Raw genomic sequence first — 20,211 nt, forward strand, 5'->3', positions numbered from 1 at the left:
ACCAGGACAAGTATAACGCCCTCAAGTACGTGCCGGCATATCGAGCCAGATTCCGCGCGTGTCGATCACGTCCAGATGACGGCGCTCGGAAATCGGCACCATTTTGAACTCGTCGTGATCAACCAAAACGATCGCAATTTCGCACGTCCGCAGCGCCTCATCGATGCTCACGAGGTCCGCTCCGAGCCCCTGCAACGCCTCCGGCACCGCACGAATGTTCGGCTCAACGATCTTGATCCTCGATCCGTATTTCGACACCAGATGATGCGTGACTTCCATCGCCGGGCTTTCGCGCAAGTCATCGACGTTCGCCTTGAACGCGAGCCCGCAGCAGGCAATCGTGGCATAGGGGTGATCGTCGATCAGTTGTTCAGCCCGCTCGATCACCTTCCTTGTTTTTGCGACATTCACCTCGCGGCTGGTGCGCATCACTCTCGCAAGATCGGGGGCCGAATCGATGATAAACCACGGATCAACGGCGATGCAGTGACCTCCGACGCCAGGTCCCGGGCGCAACACATTGACGCGCGGGTGTCGGTTGGCCAGGTCAATGACTTCCCAGACATTTATGTTGAACCGGTCACAGATAAGAGACAGCTCATTCGCGAAGGCGATGTTGGTGTCTCGAAATGCGTTTTCAGTGAGTTTGACCAATTCTGCCGCCCGCGCCGTGGTCGGGACGCAGGCGCCGCGGACGAAGGTCTTGTAGAACCGCTGTGCCCGCCGCGTGCACCAGGGCGTTATTCCACCGATACACCGGTCATTGTTCACGATCTCAGTGAGAATTCGCCCAGGCAATACCCGTTCCGGACAATAGGCGACAGCGACACCGGTCACCCCTCCCGATCGCTGCCTCCGATCTCGAGGTCGGGGCGACGTTCGGTGATCGTTTTGGTGATCATCTCCGTGGTGCCGATTGGCGATGTCGATTCCAGAATGACGAGATTTCCCGGAGCCAGAAACTCGACGATACTCTCGATTGCGGCCTTGACGTGAGTGAGCTCTGGACGATTTGCGTCATCGATCGGCGTGGGAACCGCGATGATGAAGACGTCGGCCGATTCCGGTTTGGTCGAGGTGCGGAGGGCGCCGCTCGAGACGACCTTCTGCACGAGACCGTCCAGATCGGGCTCCGCGATATGGATCGCGCCCGATGCAACGGTCTCCACCACGCTGGCTTTGGTATCTACGCCTAGAACCTTCATCCCCTTGCTGGCGATCACCGCCGCGGTAGGCAAACCGATATAACCCAGTCCCAGGACAACGACTTTTCCGAATTCAAGCATTGAGCAGAACCTTTGCAATTCGCTCGCTCGCGCGCCCATCCCCGAACGGATTGTGTGATCGCGCCATACACGCGTAGGCGTCCTCGTCGTCTAGCAAGCGAAATGTTTCTTCGACGATCCTGCAGGTGTTCGCACCGACCAACCGCGCGGTGCCGGCTTCTATCCCCTCGGGGCGTTCCGTTGTCTCGCGCATGACCAGGACTGGCTTTCCGAAGGTCGGTGCCTCTTCCTGCACCCCCGGAGTCGGTGAGGACCAGATACGCAAGCGATAGCAGTCCCACGAAGTCAGTGTATCCTTGCGGCGCGATCAGCGTCACCCGCGGATGATTGGATAAGCGCTCAGCGAAGATGTCCCGTACGTTCGGGTTCGGATGAACGGGAAGAACCATCGCCACGTCGTCTCGCTGCAGAATTGCCAGCAAAGCGTCGACGATGTTGTGAACGCCCTGGCCGAAGTTCTCTCTCCGGTGACACGTCACCAAAATGATCCGCCGATTGCCGTGTTGCTGCCGAACGCTTTCCCAGCGCGTGGACATTCGCGGGTCCGCCTCGACCACCGCTTTCGCGGCGATGAGTGCGTCGATCACAGTATTGCCGGTGACATGGATCCGTTCCTTTGGAACGTTCTCGGCCTGGAGCGCCTTGGAGGCACGGTCCGTCGGGGCAAAGTGCTGGTCTGCGATGGAGCCGACGATCTTCCGGTTCACTTCCTCCGGCCATGGCGCATAGATATCGCCGCTTCTTAGACCGGCCTCGACGTGCGAGACGGGGATTCGCCGATAATACGCAGCCAACGAACCGACCATTGCGGTGGCCGTGTCCCCCTGCACCACAACACGAGTCGGACGTGACCGATCCAGTACATCGCCAATGCTGTCAAGCAAGCGTGCGCTCAGCCTATCTAGGCTTTGGTTCGCTGTCATGATGTCCAGGTCGAAATCCGGAACAATATTCGACAGCTTCAAGACCTGATCGAGCAATTCCCGATGCTGAGCCGTGGCACACACCGTAACGGTTGCACGCTTATCGCTTTTCAGCTGGTTGATAACCGGAAACAGTTTGATGGCTTCAGGACGCGTTCCGAGCAGCACTAAAAAATGCTTTTGCACGGTTACCTCCCACCGCGTGTAGGCTTTGGTGACCCAAGCCGGCCAACGCCGCTGACCGCCAAGACACCCCGGCGCAGTATCTCCGTGGAGATAATGCCTGCAAAAATGCTGTTCGTTCTGAGGTAGCGCCACCACATGCGGCGCGGCTCCTGATAGATCCGATAGAGCCATTCGAGGCCGAGCCGCTGCACGGTCACGGGAGCACGACGGGTGCGCCCGGCTATGATGTCAAAAGAGCCACCGACCCCCATGATGAAGGAGACGTCGACGTCATCGCGGTGCGCCGCCAGGAACCGCTCCTTGCGCGGCGTCGGCATCCCAATGAACAGACAGTCGGCGCGACTGCTCCTGATGTCTGCCACGACCTGCGCTTCAGCGGCTGCACTGAAATAACCATCATGCCATCCGGCAAATTTAATCTCTGGATACTTGTCCTGCGTGCGCCTCACGGCGAGGTCAAGAATCTCGCGTGTCGCGCCGAGAAAATACGGCCTGAATCCCTCTTTCGCGCATACCGCGAGAACCTCGACAAGCAAATCTACGCCGCTCACGCGGGTCGTCGCCGGAATTCCGAGACAGCGCGCCCCCCACACGATTCCCATGCCATCGAGGCCAACGATATCGCTTCCAGCAACATCATCAGCCAACACCAAATCGGTGCGCATATTGACGAGTTTCGCGACATTCAATGCAACGTGGTGCAATCGCTTCCGATTGCACATCGCGTCGCGGGCGCGCTCGACCGTCTCTGCCATGGTCAGCAAATCAATCGGACACCCTAAGAACGTTTCCCTCATTGGGCCCTCATCGACGGAATGATTTCTTCGACGCCGCAGAACGAGTAAATTAATTGATTGGTCGAATTTAATGTTAGACAAGCATTATATTTATTATTATCAATTGCAATAGTTAAATTAATTAATATGAAATAATGCGCGGGCATGGAGAGAGCGAATGCCGGCCGAGCTTGCCGCGGTTGTGAACTTCACCGGCGGCGCCGTGAGCGAATGCGGATCGGCGACAGACGGAACTAAATCGGAGCAGCAGCACCTGCTGATCACGGTGATCATTCCGCATCTGAATCAGCCTGAAGGTTTGCGGGAATGCTTGGAGAGCCTCGCGGAGCAATCTCTGTCCGCCGACAGGTTCGAAGTCATCGTCATCGACAATGGCTCAACGTCCTTGCCGACGACGATCGTCGCCAGCTACACCGGCGCGCGCCTTCTGCATGAGGCGAGACCCGGACCAGGACTGGCGAGGAATGCCGGCGCACGTGCCGCTGGCGGCGAAATCCTTGCATTTATCGATGCCGACTGCCGGGCCCATCCCGACTGGCTTGCATCGATCCAGGCAGCCTTCAGGCACGCCGGTCCAGGCCAAATCCTTGGCGGCGATGTCCAGATCTGGCGCGACCCCAGCCAACCGATCACTGGCATCGAAGCCTATGAGAGCATCTTTGCCTACCGGTTCAAACTCTATATCGAGCAGCATGGCTATTGCGGCACGGGCAATCTTGCCGTGCGTCGGACCGAATTCGACGAAGTTGGACCCTTTGCCGGACTCTGCGTGGCCGAAGACATGCAGTGGGGGCAGCGCGCCAGCGCCCGCGGTTTTAAGTTCAATTACGTGTCGGACATGATCGTTTATCATCCGGCAAGAAGGACATTGGAAGAACTTCGACTTAAATGGGACCGTCAAATTTGCCACTATTTCAATATGGCGGAAGGCACCCCGGCTTGGCGCTGGCGCTGGGCCTTGCGTGCATTGCTGATCTTGATATCGCCGTTCCGCGATTTCCCGAAGGTGCTGTTGACTAGCCGGATCCAGGGATTTCCCGCCCGTCTGAAAGGTTGCGCTATTCTCTGCGCAATCCGGGTCCACCGGGCTCGGAGGATGCTCCAAATGCTATTCGGCGATCGCGCGATCGTCTGGAATCGCGAAACAAAAATCTAGGTGTCAAATCCGGTGCGGCAGTATCAGCCACGCTGCCTCCGACCGGAGCGCCTTCTTTCAGCCAGCAATGGGCAGAGTCCTGCTTGCAGTGCAGTGAGACCGAACTTTGGACCACCCAGAATTAGATTTTGCGCCGGGGCACGTCACCTTCAACCCGCGCCCCGAGCTGGCCGTTGCGCTATGCCAAGGCCTCCGCGCAAGTTCGCGGCGCCTCCACCACCAGAACCGGAAAACACTTGGGGCAAGGTCAGCTAGTCGAAAAGTTAGCCCAGCTCGATCTCTGAGGGCTCTCCCTCTTGTCAGAATAGCCATATTAATATTAATTATTTTATTAATTGAACCACTAAACGGGTTGTTCAATTTCCAGTTTTTACGCTTTTGATTATTTAAAGGAATCCAATTTGCGGCAGAATAAATTAGATTCGCTGAGGGGAATCGCGTCGTTGGCGGTTGTGCTTCACCACGCCTGCTTGACCATTCTGCCGCACTACCCTTGGATAGAGATATTTTCATCATGGTGGTCTCCGATCAGGCTGATTTTTGTCGGACGACCTGCAGTAATTTTGTTTTTTATTTTAAGCGGCTTCGTCCTTGCGATCTCTATCGAGCGCGAGATGACCTGGAATTATACCATTTTCGCCTTCCGGCGTATTTGCCGAATATACATCCCAGCGATCGCTGCCATAGCGTTTTCTGCCACGCTTTATTACATTGTACATCCGGTCGATATTGCTCACCAAACAAGTTGGTTTAAAGAAAACTGGACCGAGCATTTGGATTTCACCAAGCTTCTGAACCAGGCATTCTTCCTTGGGCGAAAACAAGACGCGTCACTAAACATCGTTTTTTGGAGCCTAATTATCGAGCTCAGAATATCACTAGTCTTTCCAGCGCTTTATTTTTTGAGCAAGCATCTTTCAACATCGCGTTCAGTGTTCGCAATGCTCATCTGGATAGTGGGCACTGAGACGGCAGTTCGATTGTTCGGATTTGATACTTTGCCGTACTTTTCAGATTCCCCTTCGCAAGCTATTCTTGCTTGGTGTCATTTTATCCCATTTTTCTACTTCGGCGCGATGCTGGCATCGCATCGCGAAACGATAAAATTCGAGTTGAATCGCTCATCGAGATTAGTTTTCTTGCTGGCGCTAGCGGTTGCTTTAGCGGCCATGACACGCGTGAACGATTTCATCGCCGGCGTCGGGAGTGGGATCATCATCGCTCTTTCACTTTCGGATCGCGCAGTTCTTCTTGAACACAAGATATTCTGCTGGTTGGGCCGCATCTCGTACAGTCTATATCTGGTGCACGTACCGATTATTTTTGCTATGTATTACTCACTTTGGCAGCGCCTGCCGCCAGTATTGGTCATTGTTTTGGCCGTCGCGGTATCGATCTGCTTCGCAGCAGTATTTCATGCCCTAGTTGAGCGTCCGTCCCAACTGTTAGGCAAGACGCGATGGCCATCATCGGACCGACCCCAACGCGTTTAGGTTTGGCGAAGAGCCTCAATCATTGGAGAGCGCCGCCGCCTGGCAGAACTCGTCACGATGGTGACCTGACCGGTTCGCACGAATCTACCGAGCTTTTCGATGTCGACATGGATCAGCTCGCAGGAGTGGCCGCGCACGTAGCGACGCACTGGCTCTGCCGCAGCGGCGCCCTGAGAACGCGCGTAAGCATCCCGCGAGGAGCGCGTAGCAGTGTAAGCGTCGTCCCGGCCGCACCTTTCGGTTGACGTGCTGATCTGCGACGTTTCGGTTCGTTCGAACCGCTAGGCTTAGAATGGACACAGTGGATAGTGCTATCACCAAGCCGGTTCGGCGACTGGAGGTGTTCACCGGTGCGGGGCGCCGGCGGACGTGGAGCGCCGAGGACAAGGCGCGGGTCGTTGCGGAGATCGAAGCCAGTGGCGACTCTGTTTCCGGCGTGGCGCGGCGGCACGGATTGTCACCGCAGCAATTGTTTGGCTGGCGCCGGCGAGTCAGGGAAGCTCAGGCGGTCGTTTCCAAGGATGATGAACCACGGTTCGTCCCGGCGGTGGTTACCGCGGCACTGTGCGAGACTGCGGGATCTCGACAGCGCAAGGCGCGGCGGCAGCAGCGGGACGAACCGCTTGGCGGAATGATCGAGGTTGCGATCGACGGCGTGACGGTGCGCATCGGCGCGGGCGCTCCGTCGGACACCATCGCCGCGGTGTTGCGGGCGCTGAAAGCCGGAGCGTGATCGGCCCGACGGGCGCGGTCCGGGTGATGGTGGCGACCAGGCCTGTGGACTTCCGCAAGGGCGCCGATGGGTTGGCGGCCCTGGTGCGGGAGAGCATGGCGGCGGATCCGTTCTCGGGCGCGGTCTACGTGTTCCGTGCCAAGCGCGCGGATCGGATCAAGCTGGTGTATTGGGATGGCACGGGTCTGTGCCTGTTCGCCAAGCGGCTGGAGGACGGCATCTTCCGCTGGCCGAAGATCGAAGATGGCGTGATCCATTTGTCGGCCGCGCAATTGTCGGCGCTGCTCGAAGGGTTGGATTGGCGGCGTGTCCACGCGGCGCGCGAGACGGTGACGCCGGCACAGCCCGGCTAACGCCTGGACGTTTGTTGCTGTGGCAAAGTGAATCAGCAGCATCGAGCACGTCGCAAAATGCTGGTAAATATGATCTGATTTGATCATGCCGCGCGACGCATTGCCCGATGATTCCGAGACCTTGAAAGCGATGCTGCTCGCCGAGCGGGTGCAGAACGAACGGCTGCGTCAGATCATCAGGGACCTGCAGCGCCACCAGTTTGGCCGCCGGGCGGAGACGCTGCCCGAGGACCAGATGCAGCTCGGTTTGGAAGACGTCGAGCAGGCGGCGGCGCGTGACGTCGCGGAAGCTGAGCAGGCGACACCGGCCGCACGACAGGCCGGAGCTGCGAAGCGTCGGGCCAATCGCGGCGCGCTGCCGGCGCATCTGCCGCGGATCGAGACCACCATCGATATCGACGACAAGACCTGCCGCTGCTGCCAGGGCGCGTTGCACCGGATCGGCGAAGACAAGAGCGAGCGGCTGGATATCGTGCCGGCGAAGTTCCGGGTGCTGGTCACGATCCGGCCGAAATACGCTTGTCGCCAATGTGAGGATGGCGTCGTGCAGGCCCCAGTGCCGGCGCGGCTGATCGAGGGTGGGCTTCCGACCGAAGCCACCATCGCCCAGGTGCTGGTCTCCAAATATGCGGATCATCTGCCGCTGTATCGGCAGGCCCAGATCTATGGCCGCCAGGGCGTCAACCTAGACCGCTCGACGCTGGCAGACTGGGTGGGCCATGCCGCCTGGCATCTGCGTCCGCTGCACCAACGCCTGCTCGACAAGCTCAGAGAGCGGCCAAAACTGTTTGCCGATGAGACGACGTTGCCGGTACTGGATCCTGGTCGTGGTCGCACCAAGACCGGGCAGTTGTGGGCCTATGCCGCCGACGACCGGCCATGGAACGGATCCGAGCCGCCAGGCGTGGCCTATGTCTACGCGCCGGACCGCAAGGCCGAGCGGCCGATCGCCCATCTCGACAGCTTCAGGGGCATCTTGCAGGTCGATGGCTATGCCGGCTACCGCCGGCTGGCCGAGCGCGGCGACGTGCAGCTGGCGTTCTGCTGGGTCCATGTGCGGCGCAACTTCTACAAGCTCGCCACACCCGGACCTGCGCCGATCGCCAGCGAAGCGCTGCAGCGCATCGCCGCGCTCTATGCGATCGAGAACGACATCCGCGGCCGCACCGCCGAGGAGCGTCGGACCGTGCGGCAGCAGAAAAGCCGCTCGCTGGTCGACGCATTGGAGAGTTGGCTGCGCGCAAAACTCGGGCTGATCAGCCAGAAGGGCAAGCTCGCCGAGGCAATCCGCTATGCGCTGTCGCGCTGGGAGGGCCTCACCCGCTTCCTCGACGATGGCCGCATCGAACTCGACAACAACGCCGTCGAGCGTTCTATCCGCCCGATCACACTGAACCGGAAAAATGCCTTGTTCGCGGGCTCCGACGGAGGTGCCGAGCACTGGGCCACCATCGCCTCGCTGATCGAGACCTGTAAACTCAATGATATCGATCCGCTCGGCTACCTGACAGACGTCCTTACCAGGATCGCCAGCGGTCATCCCAACCGCGACATCGACGCGCTCTTGCCGTGGGCCTACCAAAAGCAAGACCTCAGAGCCGTGGCCTGAGAACGACGCTTACGTAGCAGTCACTCAGGCGGCCGGATCAACTTGTAGGATGTTGTGCCAATTCCACGGCAAACAACTCATCGAGCCTTTGGACGAGATGCTCGGCGATGCGCCAGGACATCGGCAAGCCAAGCCTTCAGATCTCGTCATCCATCCAGCGACGGCGCCGACCAGTCCCGACCATGGCCAGCCGAGAGTCCTTGTGGATGTTCATCCGGGGCCCCTCGCGGACCGCTAAAGCTTCGACGCCCCCAGCTTCCCCGACCGGGACCGGACGGACAACCTATTGAAAGCTCGCAGCTAAGCCTCGCTCGGCTCGGTCCGCTCCACTTGACTTCGGGACCGAGCTACCACTCAGAGTCAATCGTCAGTGATCGCATCGATGCGTCTTTCTTCGCCACGGCACTTAGCGTGACCGCCCTCATCGCAAGGCGCTGCTGAACACCAAATTATGCGTCAATTGGTCAAGATCGTATCGCTCTCCGAACGACCACAGGATCCATCCGAGTTCGTAGCTTCGGCACTCCATCCGGAGCGTAAGGCTGGCAGGCGGGATCAACTGGGTTTTACGACCAAGATAGGCGTTCGCGACAGCGCGAACCACGCGCCTGTCCTTCGAATGCAGTTCGTTCACACGCACCTGCGACCGATAGCTCAGCTGCGACGCCGGCAGCAGCATCGATCGCCTCAGTTGGTTCTCACCAAAGATCCAGTTGAATCCCTTCACCAACGCCTTGGTTGCTCCCTCCACATTGTGGCGTTCCGCAAATTCAAGCAACGCAGGTGCCATTCCGTACTGATGAACCGAATAGACCTCGTAAAAATCGACCACCTCGCCACGCTTCGCGTCGAAGAACCACGGCCATTCACCTTGGGGGCCCTGTAACTCAATCAAGCGGCGTACGCATGAATTGGCCAGCTCGATTGCCTCCGGCTCGCCGGCAAACTCACCATAGCTGTAGCAGGCGATGGCGAGATATGTCTGGGTCGCGAATGACGCGAAGCGGCGCCGGAACCCGGTAGCAGTGTCACAGAACAGTGCGGAATCCGTTGCGTAGGACTCGCTCAGAAAGTTGAACAGAAGCGCAGCGTGATGGGAAAATTCGGTCCTGCCTTCCACCGCTTGGGCAACGATCCCTATCAGGAGCATTCCTAGATCCTGCGCCCGGAACGTCGTCCACCTGCCTCTGTTTTCAAGCAATTGTCTAATCACTTTAGAAACGCTGAACGGCACCTCAAGTTTCAGTTTCGCCGCAGCCCAAAGGGCCATGCCGAACGCATAGGTCGGCACGGGCAGACGCGTAAGCAGATCGACATTGGTCGAGAACACTTCTGGAATGTTGATAGCCTGCGGCACGGCCCGGATGCGTGACATTCCCAAGAGAACATTTAGCGAATAGAAGACGTCGCTATGAGGAACGGATTCGTTGGGATTCTCGCGCCCGTCGAGATGGTAAATATGAGACCATCGCTGCTTATCTGGGAGCCAGCATTTCTGCAAGCCGCTCAGCGCGTAATTGACCAGCGGCGAATTCCCCATGACCCCGCTTGCTGCAACGGACCTCGGAGCGACAACATCCTGCCCACCTGCGTTGCTCATACAACCTCTCGTTCAATATTCACGAATGCTCTCATCCAGGCCACGGAGAAGTGGATAGAGAAAATAGGACATCACGCTCCGTTGCCCGACTTTGAGCTCCGCGGTCACGGCCATGCCAGGGATGAGTTGAACCTGCCCCAACGGAGTTCGCAGCTTGCCGTCGGTCACGTCGACCAACACGCGGTAATAAGGAGCGGGATTGCGGCGCGACGCGTCAGTCTTCGTGTCCGGGTTAAACGCATCCTCGCTGACGACGCGCACCATTCCCGTTGCCGTTCCATATTTCTGGAAGGGAAAGGCGTCGAACTTGAGACGGGCGGCTTGTCCGAGGACAATCTGGCCGATATCTCGGCCCTCGACGTTGACCTCCACCTGCAACGGCACGTTGCGAGGCACGAGTACGAACAAGGTCTCGGCCTCCTTAACCACTGACCCGACGGTGCGGTTCGCGAGTTCCAATACAACCGCATCAGCTGGAGCCGACAGGACGATGAGTTGCCTGCGCAGCTCCGCCTTCTTCAGGTCTTCTGCCGCACCGCTCCGCTTGGCCAGTGTCTCGACCAGTTCCTGATATGTCGCGCGCTTGAACTCCTCAATGAAAACCTGTCGATCCGCTTCGGCCTTCTCGATCTTGTGCGCGCTATCTACTTGGTTTCCCCGCGCTCTCGACAGGCTGCTTTCCACCTCGAGACGCGCATCCCGCGAGAGCAGGAAGTTCAGCCTGGATCCGACTTCCCGGTCCATCAGGGTGGTCCGCATCGACTCGATGGACTTCATCGTTTCAAGGCGCTGAGCCAGCACCGTCGCATCGTCTTGACCTGTCTTCAAATTCGCGCGGGCGCTGGCAATCTGCGCGTCAAAAGTCGCCAATTGGGCGCTATAGAACGACCTACGTTGTGCGAACAACTTGCTCTGCAAGATAGCATCGGGGTTGTTCGGCTCCGTCAGAACGTAGTCGCGCCCTTCGAGTTCGGCCTTGAGGCGTTCAATCGCCGCATCGAACGCCGCGACTTTAACGCGCAATTGGTCGAGGTCAGCCTGCGAAAATGTCGGGTCGAGGGTCGCCAGCGGATCGCCCTTCTTGACCACGTCCCCAGCGCGGACATGCATCTGCCGTATGACAGACGTTTCGAGCGGCTGAAGGACGAGATTCGGGCGGGTCGTCGTGAGCTTTCCCTGCGCCGAGACGATCGTTTCGACGTGAGAAAGCGAGGCCCACAGAACGGAAGCGAATATCAGGGCCACCACGCAGTAGAGAGTGAGACGAGCAACGTTCGGCGGCGTACTCTGTTCGATCTCCACAGCATCGGACTGGAACTCGCGGACGACGTCGGGGCGACGCATCCTCGCGGACCGTAACGCCGTTGGCTTCCGCCTTTCGGAGCTCGCCGGACTTGCTCCCCCGCGGCAGGCGAGTTCGCGCGCTCATTGATGTCCATCGTCAGGCCGCCTTCATCTGCTGATTCCACAAGTGCCGATATATGCTGCATTTGGCGATGAGCTTGTCGTGCCTATCGACATCGACGACACGGCCGCCCTCGATCACAAGGATAGAGTCCGCCTCCGCCAGCATCGACAGCCTGTGCGAGACGATAACCACGGTTCGGCCGGACGCGATGCGACGGAGATTGCGACGAATGATAGTTTCGCTCTCCGAATCGAGGGCACTTGTCGCTTCATCAAGGATGAGAATGCGCGGGTTGACGATCAGCGCGCGCGCGATCGCCAGCCTTTGCTTCTGCCCGCCGGAGAGATTGGACGCGCCCTCCTCGAGCAGAGTGTCATAACCTCGCGGCAGTCGCTGGATGAAATCGTCCGCGCCCGCGAGTTGTGCCGCCTGGACGACCTCAGCAAAGGTCGCATCGCGTTTGACGCGTGCGATATTCTCCCGAATAGTCCCGCGGAACAGGAAGCTGTCCTGCAGAACGACGCCGAGATTCTTCCGGAGGTGAACAAGGTCGACCTCGCGCACATCATAGCCGTCGATCCGCACCAGCCCCTGCTGGATGGGGTACAGGCCTGACATCAGACGCGTGAGCGTCGTTTTTCCGGAACCACTGCGTCCGACGATCCCAAAGACCTGCCCTGGCGCAATTGAAAAGGACACGTCGTCGAGAGCTGCGGCTCCTTCGGCGCCATAGCGGAAGGAGACGCTTTCGAATTCGATGCTTCCCTTAATGTCCGGTCGCAATCCGCTGCGCAACGCCTCACGCTCTGGAGCCTGGTTCATGACTTCACCAAGCATCCTGACGGCGAGCGCGACTTCTTGATACTCATGCACCATCGTGACCATCTGCACCAGCGGCCCTGAGACACGACCAGCGAGCATGTTGAACGCAACCAATGCGCCGATCGTCAATTCGCCGCCGAAGACGTCCAACGCACCGAGGCCGATGATGCCGAGCGTCATCAGCTTCTCGAGGAACCCGGTCGTGGATTGAGCAGCGGCCGAAATCTTCTCCACGTTGAAGCGCATGGAGACCGACTGTGCGCAGCAGTCGTCCCAAACCTTGCGCTGCAACGGTTCCATCGCCAGCGACTTTACTGTCCGCATGCCATGGACGGTCTCGACCAACAATGCCTGCCGCGTGCCTTCGGCTTGGTACAAACTAAAGAGGCGGCGCCGGAACGGCCCCATGAGAAGCACGACGATCGTGCCACTGAGAAAGGTGAATGCCAGCACGATTCCCGTCAGCTTGAGGCTGTACATCGCCAAGACAGGAATGAAGACGAGAAGCGAGAGCGCGTCCAGGAAGGTGAGAAACAGCCGGCCGGTGAGGAATTCCCGGATGCGGCTGGCCTGCTGCATATGTTTGACCAATATGCCTGCGGAGATGTGTTCAAAGAACGTCACCGGCAAACCCAACATATGGCCGAACGTCTTCGTGGCTACCCGTATATCGACTTTGTTGGTCGCATACAGCATCAGATATCGGCGCAGGAAGCTGAAGATCGCATCGAATATCAGGGCAACGACGGCTCCGGCTGCAAGGACGTACAAGGTGGTGAAGCTTTCATGCACCAGAACCTTGTCGATGACTAGCTGGAAGAAAATAGGAACCACGAGACCGAGTCCGTAGAGCAGAATGGCGGCGACGGCGACATCGACGAAGAGGCGCCGCTCGCACAGAAGCTCCGGGACGAACCAGCGGAAGCCGAACGTCTTCTCGGACGCGGCGCCCTTCTGATCCTGCTTGATGAGCAGAACATCGCCGTTCCAATTGGTACAAAATCGATCCTCGTTCACCAGCAAAGGCTCGTTACGCCGGTCCGCGAGCGGATCGATGACGTTGACGCATGGGGCATCGCTCCCACCGCCGGCGCCCGCGACCACCACCCAATTGCCGTTCGCGAGTTGAACCATCGCGGGGAACGCCTCCCCGAGGTTTACCAGAGCCTGCCAGTCGATCTTCGCAATCTTCGCTCTTAGCCCAGCCTGTCGGGCCATACGCACGACGTCCGAGACCGGGAGCGCGGCGCCATCGACCGCATGAGCATGCATCAACTGTTCGACGGACAGATCTACGCCGTGGCGCGCCGCAACGAATTCCAGGCACTGGAGTGCCGTCTGGACTTCGACGCGCCTCGCGGCGACGGGCTCGGTCTCCTGAGGAGGCGCTTGAACTTCGTCGTTAACGGAAATTTGATGAAGCATTTGGATTCCGTGACAGGTTCGGGGCTGATGCAGTCATATCCGCGTTGGTCGGGCTCGACATCGAGGGGTCCGACGACGGTCGCGGTTGGTTGCGTTTCACCACACCCGCGTCGACCAGCCCCTGCAGCGCGTTCTGCATGACTTCGACGGAGTTGGCGAACGCCTCGATCGGAAAGATCAGTCGCTGGCGAAAGACCTTCTTGGGCGCATTGTTCGCGTCGCGTTCGGTCGGCGAAAGACTGACGATGTCGACGCGAACGATCGACCCGCCTACCGTGATTTCGTCGATTCCATCGGTATATATTTCGGAATGCATGGTAGTTCTCCCTAGCCTGTGAGATTCGCCTTGAACAAGACATCGACGCCGTAACCGGTGGCGTTGAAGCTACTGGTCGGAAAAAGGCTCGCCGAGCCATAGGCATAGAGTCCGTTCGCGCTGCCGGACGTGCTTGCAGGCGCAATCAGCAACCCGCTGGTGTGCGAGTCGGCAAAGAAGCCAGGATCTGCGGAGTAATTGCCGTCGGTGTGATACGAAGCGATATAGGTCACGCCAGCGGTCAAAGAGACCGGGGTCGAGAACATCACTTGCTGCCAACCCTCCGCCGTTTCATTGGCAAACGTCGCCGTTGCGAGAAGGTCGCCCGTGGCGCTCCAGAAGTTTCCGACGTGAGTACCGGTGTTGTCGACGCCTTTGAAGAAGCGCAGTCCGACCACATCGCCATCCATCATGCTGTAAAATTTGAAGCCCAGTTCGACGGAATTGCTGTCGTTCGCTGTGACCACGCTCGGCACAGCCGCCGAGTCGAAGAACGTGGTCGGCTGCGCCCCCGCAACCCAGAGCTTCACATCCGCCGTAGCGGACATGCCGAGGCTATTGGTTACCGTGTAAGAAAATCCGGCGGCGCCGGAATACCCTGACGCAGGGGTGAATATCACCGCTTGCGTAAGCGGGTCATACGAGACCGTTCCGTTGACTGCGCTCCCGGCCGCCGTCACGGAAAGAGGAAGATCATCCGGATTCTGGTCGTTCGCGAGAAGCCGCGACGAGGCGATGGACGTCGAGCGCCCGGCGGCGATCGCCCCGACGACATCGTCGAGCGGTCCTGGCGGCGCGGGCGGCCTGCTGTAGACCACATCGACCCAGTAGTTGTTGGCATTGTAGCTGTTCGTCGGAAACACGCTCGAAGAGCCGTATGCGTAAACGCTGCCGAACGCCGTCAGGTCTCCGCTCGTCACCGGGCTTGCGAAATAGCCTGGATCGGCGGAGTACAGGCCGTCGGTGTGATAGGAGGCGACATAGGTGACGCCCGCGCGAATTGCGACCGGGTTCGACAACGCAACCTGTTGCCATCCGCTGCCGGTCTCGCCACTGAACGTGGCTGTCGCGAGCAATGTGCCGGAGGAGTCCCAAAGGCTCGCCGTGTGATTTCCGACGTTATCCGCGCCCTTGTAGAAGCGAAGACCCGTAATCACCCCGTCCGAGGCGCTGACAAATCTGACGCCAAGTTCGACCGCATTGGGATCGTTCACCGGATCCATGACCGGTTGCCCGCCGCTATCGAACAGATGCTCGTCCGGCACCACGAACAGCGTGACGGTCGCTGGCGCGCTGCGCCCCTCGTCGTCCTTGACGGTGTAGGAGAAGCTCGCATTGCCACGATATCCGGCCGATGCGACGAAAGTGATCTGCTGGCTGAACGCGTCGTAGGTGACAGTCCCTTGCTGGGCCGCGAAAACCGCATCTACCGAGACGTGCGAGCCAGGCGACGCCGTGTCGTTCGTCAGCAAGGCGGTTGCCTGGATCGTCCTCTTGCCGCCAAGAACCAGAAAACCTCCGTCATTTCCGGCCACAGGTCGCGCAGTTGCCGGCGTAGCGACGGGCGGAGCCGCGGGCCCTGTTGTCGAGGCTCCGCCGTCATTCCCAGCGACCGGTCCGGCAATTGGGGACGAGGCAGCAGGCATAGCCGCGGACTCTGTCGCTGGGGCTCCGCTCATGGCCAGCGGCAAGGATCGTCCCGCCGGCGCCAAGTCGAACCATCCAACCGCGGCGGGAACTGCGAGGCGCTCTTCTTCGAAGCCGACGGCGGGGGGCGAGACGGCGCCGTCAGTTGCTCGAAATGCTCGGCCGTCGATTTCTCTATGGCAGTCTCCCCGCTATGCCAACTGTCGGGTGGGGTACCCGATCCAATCCAGCGTCGGCGCGCATCGGGACTCCGCGCGCCCTGCGCGTCACTCTTCGGGACGCTCCCCGTCACCAAAGGCTCCTCGGTTGCCGGGTCCGGCGCCGGCTCGTCGCCTTTCGGAGCCAAATCGGCGCGCGTCTGGCTATCGACACGGTCACCCACCAAACCAGCGTCAATGGACGGTGTGGGCAGCGCAGCAGCAGCGGAGGTACTCAAGGACGCGGTCAGGGCCGATATCAGACCGAACGCGAGCGGATCCACCTGCACCGCCGGCGCATCCTTGCATTGTGCCTGAACGGCACGACCGGATACGCGACGCTCGGCCACGATCGTCACGCGGACGATGAACGGCTCGCCATCTGTTCCGATGGTTCGCAACTCGAACTCGGGGTCTGAGACCGAAGCGCGCGGGGACGCCAAAAATAGCAGCGTCGCCAGATTGGCGGCGAGGATGATGTCCCCGACCTTGAGGCCTTGCGGCGCGGCTGCTGTCCACATACGACCGTTGCGGGGCAGCGACATCACCTCAAGCGCCTGCTCCGGGCTCATGCCCAGAACGGCAGAGTCCAGGTCCATCCGGACCGGACCCCGGTCCTGCTGTAGACGGAGCTGAATCGCAAGGATTGTCACACGGGATCGGACGGACGATTTAATTCCGATTTTGCCCGTCGCGCGCATCGCCTCCTCCCGGGGCGAGCAACCGATATCTTCCGCCTTGCGACCAACAACATGGGAAAATCGCGCGGAGATTTCACATGCCGTTGAATAATATAGCAAATCTTCAACGTGACCGTGCTGCGGGGTAGTCTCCGGATATGGAATCGGTCTCCGATTTGACATGATCAACGCATCGCCCACTAAGGAGGACAGATCTCAATAGCGAAATAAATAATATTAAATAAAACCAATGGTCAATTGAATTATGGAAATTTAAATATATTGGCTAACGACGATATCGCCGCCCGTTGGCGAAGATCGTGAAAACTGGGCCCGTAACCGCCTTTCTCCGCCCGGCGCGCCAGCTTGAGCGACCGATCGCTCGAGATCCCTCACGTGATACACGAACACCGTGGCGCCACGCTCGCGCTCCGCCGCCCCGGCCGTTCAACTCCGAGAAATACTCCCGTGGCCGCAAGCGCAATGCAGGACTGCCCCATTCGTGATAAATTAGGATCGGCGATCGACGGATCGGCGCGACTTCGAAGCTAGATGAACGACGCCCTCGGACTCCTGGGCCGCCGAAGCCCGGTCAAGACAGTACCGGTTACAAACGTCGAGCCGCGGCCCCCGGAATTCGGGTGTGCGGCCGCCGGATCGAACGACCTTGGACTCGATGCTTAGGTCTGTGGGCGGTACCGCATTTATGCGGTCCGTCGTCGTGGCGCATTGGTCAGACGAATATCGATTAGTGACGCGTACGCTGCTCGAACACCCCATATTAGGGCTTGTCGATTGCACAAAACTGTACAGAGCGCGCATCACTCGGCGCCAAATCCGTTTTGCATCGATAAATCAAGCCGGTACGACGTGGAAGAATTGGCCGACACCGCTGACAAACGCCAAAATTAATTATATATATTTAATTTCCCGCCCCGCTTTCTTTATTCAGTACAATGATATTAAATGCTGCCTCACGCGATCGACGGTACTGAGGTCATTCGCGTGAGCACAGCTCTTTTCTTCCCGGCACAACCGAGGGGCTTGGTGGCTTTCGATGCTTCAAAGTAACATTCTGCAGACGGACAGGATGCTTCCGCTGTTCGATGGCCCTCACGACGAGGAAGGTGCCGGCGGAAACTTGGGACAGATCGTCGAATTCGTCATCGGATTCGTTAGGCGACAGTATGCGGTCATCATATTCTGCACGGTCCTGACGGTCGTCGCCGCCGGCATCTATCTGAAGACGGCGACCCCAACCTATATGGGCCAGGTCAAGATCCTTCTCAGCAACCAAAAGACCCCTTTCGTGCAGCAACAGTCGTTGGTGGCTGAGGCCGCCATCGATTCAGTCCAAATCGAGACCCAGCTTCAGGTGCTGAAATCGAAAGCAGTCGCGACGTCGGTTATCCAGAATTTGAAACTGTATGATGACAGCGAATTCCAGCCTTCGTCGCAAGTGCACGCGCTCATCCGCAAGGTACGGAGCTGGTTGTCGATGGCCCCGCTCGACACGGGTGCGCATGAGGCGGCCACGGCGGACGACCTCGTTCTGGCATTCGGAAACCGGCTTACAGCCAATCGCGTCGGCATGAGCAATGTCATCGAGCTCAGCTACAACGCAAGCACGGCAAAGCGGGCCGCGGAAATCGCCAATGCGGTCGCCGACACCTATATCCTCGATCAGTTGAATGCGAAATTCGAGGCGAACAAAAGCGCCACGGCGTGGCTGCAAAGCCGGCTGCGCGAACTGGGACAACAAGCGCTCACAGCCGAACACGCGGTGAACGCGTTCAAGTCGGAGAACAATATCGTCGTCAGCGACGGCAAACTGATCGACGACCAGCAGATCGTCGAACTCAACAGCCGTCTCGTCGCAGCCCGCGCACTTACCTCGGATAGTCTGGCGCGGCTGAACCGATACGACGAGGTCCTCCGGGCCATCGCGCCGGACAGCCTTAGTCTTGCCGGCATCGACACGCCAGGTTCGGAAGTTCTGCTCAGCCCCATCATCAATTCACTGCGACAGCAGTATCTCGATTATGCGCGGCGCGAGGTCGACTGGTCTTCGCGGTTCGGCAAGGGCCACCTAGCCGTCATCAACCTACGCAACCGCATGCGCGATATCCGCACCTCGATCGTGGACGAAGTCCGGCGCCTCGCTGAGACCAACCGAAGCGACTACGAGATTGCAAAGCAGAAGCAGAAGCAGATCGAGGATCAGCTCGCATCCGCAGTGTCGCGGTCCCGGGGCAGCAGCTCGGCCGAGCTGACGATGCGCGAGCTCGAGACGAGTGCGAAAAGCTATCGCAGCCTCTACGACAGCTTTCTGCAACGTTACATGGGTTCGGTGCAGCAGGAGTCGTTTCCGAGCGCCGATGCGCGCGTCATCGCCTCGGCCTCGCCGCCACCCGGCAAGAGCAAGCCCAAATCGTCACTTGTCATCGCGCTTGGTCTCGCAGCCGGCCTGGGCCTGGGCGTGGGGCTCGGCCTGCTGCGCGACGTGATGGACCGCGTATTCCGCACGTCGGCTCAGCTCGAGGCGGCGCTGCGCCTGCCCTGCCTGTCACTCGTTCCATTGCTCAAGGACATCAACCCACCCGGATCGGCGAGCCTGCCGTCGTCGGGAAACGACGCCCGGATGATATCACGCCGATCGACTGCCTATTGGGCCGCGACTGCGATGCCGCTGTCGAGATTCGCAGAGTCGATCCGCGCTCTCAAGCTCGCCATCGATCTGAACCAAAGCCTGGCGGACAACAAGACCATCGGCATCACGTCGTCGCTTCCGAACGAGGGAAAATCGACCATTGCAGCGTCTCTCGCTCAGCTCATCGCCCACGCCGGCAAGCGCGTCATCTTGGTGGATTGCGATCTGAGGAACCCGTCGTTGTCGATGAATCTCGCTCCCTCCGCAACGAGCGGCTTAATCGAGATCATCTCCGGAGCCAAGCAGCTCGACGAGGTGACATGGCAAGACAAGAGCACGGGGCTCACGCTGCTCCCCATCGCGAAGAAGGGTCCGCTGTTCCACACGAGCGAACTCCTGTCCGCCCAGCCGACCCGCGCTCTGTTCGACAAGCTAAGGGCCAGCTACGACTACGTCATCGTCGACCTACCTCCGCTCGCCCCGATCGTCGACGTCCGCGCGACGACTCCTCTGGTGGATTGCTACATTCTGGTGGTGGAGTGGGGACGAACCAAGATCGACGTCGTCCAGCACGCTTTGCACACCGCTCCAAACATAAGAGAAGCGTTGCTCGGTGCCGTGCTCAACAAGACCGACATGAACCTCATGAAGCGCTACGATAGCTATCACAGCGACTATTATAATAGCGAGCACTACGGTCGGTATGGCTACGTCGACCATGATAACTAAGGTTGCATACCCGCCGGGCACATCCGCCCATTGTGGCCAAGATGCAACAGTGCGAATCTCTATTTAAAAGCGACTAATAAGCCGCTGGTTTGAATCGGCAAGGGATGCGAGTCTTGGTTTCAGCATTAGTCGTGTGCCTGGGGGCTTTCCTGAAACCTTTCCCGCATCATCTGGCGATACTATCGATCGCGGCCCTTTCAT

At 59.2% G+C, this 20,211-nt stretch carries 15 protein-coding genes and 1 pseudogene; 6 read left to right on the top strand and 10 right to left on the bottom strand.

What is annotated here, in order from left to right; genetic code table 11:
- Positions 1 to 21: 21 nt before the first annotated feature.
- The 4 genes and pseudogenes from ONR75_RS32590 to ONR75_RS24825 form a co-directional block, all read right to left on the bottom strand.
- Positions 22 to 837 (bottom strand): nucleotide sugar dehydrogenase, encoded by an 816-nt coding sequence (locus tag ONR75_RS32590; protein WP_320109655.1) that lies wholly within the window; start codon positions 835 to 837, stop codon positions 22 to 24.
- Positions 834 to 1,286 carry an NAD(P)-binding domain-containing protein gene (locus tag ONR75_RS32595; RefSeq protein WP_320109656.1) on the bottom strand — a complete coding sequence of 151 codons (453 nt, stop codon included), beginning with the start codon at positions 1,284 to 1,286 and terminating at the stop codon, positions 834 to 836. The genes ONR75_RS32590 and ONR75_RS32595 overlap by 4 nt, the downstream gene beginning before the upstream one ends.
- Positions 1,279 to 2,395 (bottom strand): annotated as a pseudogene (gene wecB / locus ONR75_RS24820) (non-hydrolyzing UDP-N-acetylglucosamine 2-epimerase). The gene ONR75_RS32595 and the pseudogene wecB overlap by 8 nt, the downstream one beginning before the upstream one ends.
- A 2-nt stretch (positions 2,396 to 2,397) precedes the next feature.
- Positions 2,398 to 3,192, bottom strand: a complete 795-nt coding sequence (locus ONR75_RS24825; protein WP_265079588.1) for a WecB/TagA/CpsF family glycosyltransferase — start codon at positions 3,190 to 3,192, stop codon at positions 2,398 to 2,400.
- Between the two features lie 157 nt (positions 3,193 to 3,349).
- Between ONR75_RS24825 and ONR75_RS24830 the strand changes: the two genes are divergently transcribed.
- From ONR75_RS24830 to tnpC, 5 genes are all read left to right on the top strand, one after another.
- Positions 3,350 to 4,348 carry a glycosyltransferase gene (locus tag ONR75_RS24830; protein WP_265079589.1) on the top strand — a complete coding sequence of 333 codons (999 nt, stop codon included), beginning with the start codon at positions 3,350 to 3,352 and terminating at the stop codon, positions 4,346 to 4,348.
- A gap of 452 nt (positions 4,349 to 4,800) precedes the next feature.
- Positions 4,801 to 5,841: an acyltransferase family protein gene (locus ONR75_RS24835; protein ID WP_265083789.1), complete on the top strand. Its 1,041-nt coding sequence runs from the start codon at positions 4,801 to 4,803 to the stop codon at positions 5,839 to 5,841.
- Between the two features lie 292 nt (positions 5,842 to 6,133).
- The gene (gene tnpA, locus ONR75_RS24840; protein ID WP_265079590.1) at positions 6,134 to 6,574 is read left to right on the top strand and encodes an IS66-like element accessory protein TnpA; all 441 of its coding nucleotides are present in this window, start codon (positions 6,134 to 6,136) and stop codon (positions 6,572 to 6,574) included.
- Positions 6,571 to 6,927 carry an IS66 family insertion sequence element accessory protein TnpB gene (gene tnpB / locus ONR75_RS24845; RefSeq protein ID WP_265079591.1) on the top strand — a complete coding sequence of 119 codons (357 nt, stop codon included), beginning with the start codon at positions 6,571 to 6,573 and terminating at the stop codon, positions 6,925 to 6,927. Before tnpA ends, tnpB begins: the two co-directional genes overlap by 4 nt.
- Before the next feature lie 85 nt (positions 6,928 to 7,012).
- Positions 7,013 to 8,536: an IS66 family transposase gene (tnpC, locus tag ONR75_RS24850; protein ID WP_265079592.1), complete on the top strand. Its 1,524-nt coding sequence runs from the start codon at positions 7,013 to 7,015 to the stop codon at positions 8,534 to 8,536.
- A 421-nt stretch (positions 8,537 to 8,957) separates the two neighbouring features.
- Here tnpC and ONR75_RS24855 read toward each other — a convergent pair whose 3' ends face one another.
- The 6 genes from ONR75_RS24855 to ONR75_RS24880 all read right to left on the bottom strand — a co-directional run bounded on the left by ONR75_RS24855 (position 8,958) and on the right by ONR75_RS24880 (position 16,652).
- Positions 8,958 to 10,136, bottom strand: a complete 1,179-nt coding sequence (locus tag ONR75_RS24855; protein WP_265079593.1) for a hypothetical protein — start codon at positions 10,134 to 10,136, stop codon at positions 8,958 to 8,960.
- A 12-nt stretch (positions 10,137 to 10,148) separates the two neighbouring features.
- Positions 10,149 to 11,480: an HlyD family type I secretion periplasmic adaptor subunit gene (locus tag ONR75_RS24860; protein WP_265079594.1), complete on the bottom strand. Its 1,332-nt coding sequence runs from the start codon at positions 11,478 to 11,480 to the stop codon at positions 10,149 to 10,151.
- 97 nt (positions 11,481 to 11,577) lie between these two features.
- Entirely contained in the window at positions 11,578 to 13,791 is a 2,214-nt protein-coding gene (locus ONR75_RS24865; RefSeq protein WP_265079595.1) for a peptidase domain-containing ABC transporter, read from the bottom strand.
- The gene (locus ONR75_RS24870) at positions 13,769 to 14,107 is read right to left on the bottom strand and encodes a hypothetical protein (RefSeq protein WP_265079596.1); all 339 of its coding nucleotides are present in this window, start codon (positions 14,105 to 14,107) and stop codon (positions 13,769 to 13,771) included. The genes ONR75_RS24865 and ONR75_RS24870 overlap by 23 nt, the downstream gene beginning before the upstream one ends.
- 11 nt (positions 14,108 to 14,118) lie before the next feature.
- On the bottom strand, positions 14,119 to 15,642 hold the full coding sequence (locus ONR75_RS24875) for a DUF4082 domain-containing protein (RefSeq protein WP_265079597.1): 1,524 nt from the start codon (positions 15,640 to 15,642) through the stop codon (positions 14,119 to 14,121).
- A 140-nt stretch (positions 15,643 to 15,782) separates the two neighbouring features.
- Complete coding sequence (locus tag ONR75_RS24880; protein WP_265079598.1) at positions 15,783 to 16,652, bottom strand: hypothetical protein; 870 nt, start codon at positions 16,650 to 16,652, stop codon at positions 15,783 to 15,785.
- 1,069 nt (positions 16,653 to 17,721) lie between these two features.
- Here ONR75_RS24880 and ONR75_RS24885 point away from each other — a divergent pair.
- Positions 17,722 to 20,010, top strand: coding sequence for a polysaccharide biosynthesis tyrosine autokinase (locus ONR75_RS24885; protein ID WP_265079599.1), 2,289 nt, complete (start codon positions 17,722 to 17,724; stop codon positions 20,008 to 20,010).
- The last annotated feature ends 201 nt before the right edge of the window (positions 20,011 to 20,211 follow it).

This window comes from Rhodopseudomonas sp. P2A-2r, from assembly GCF_026015985.1.
Taxonomy (GTDB): domain Bacteria; phylum Pseudomonadota; class Alphaproteobacteria; order Rhizobiales; family Xanthobacteraceae; genus Tardiphaga.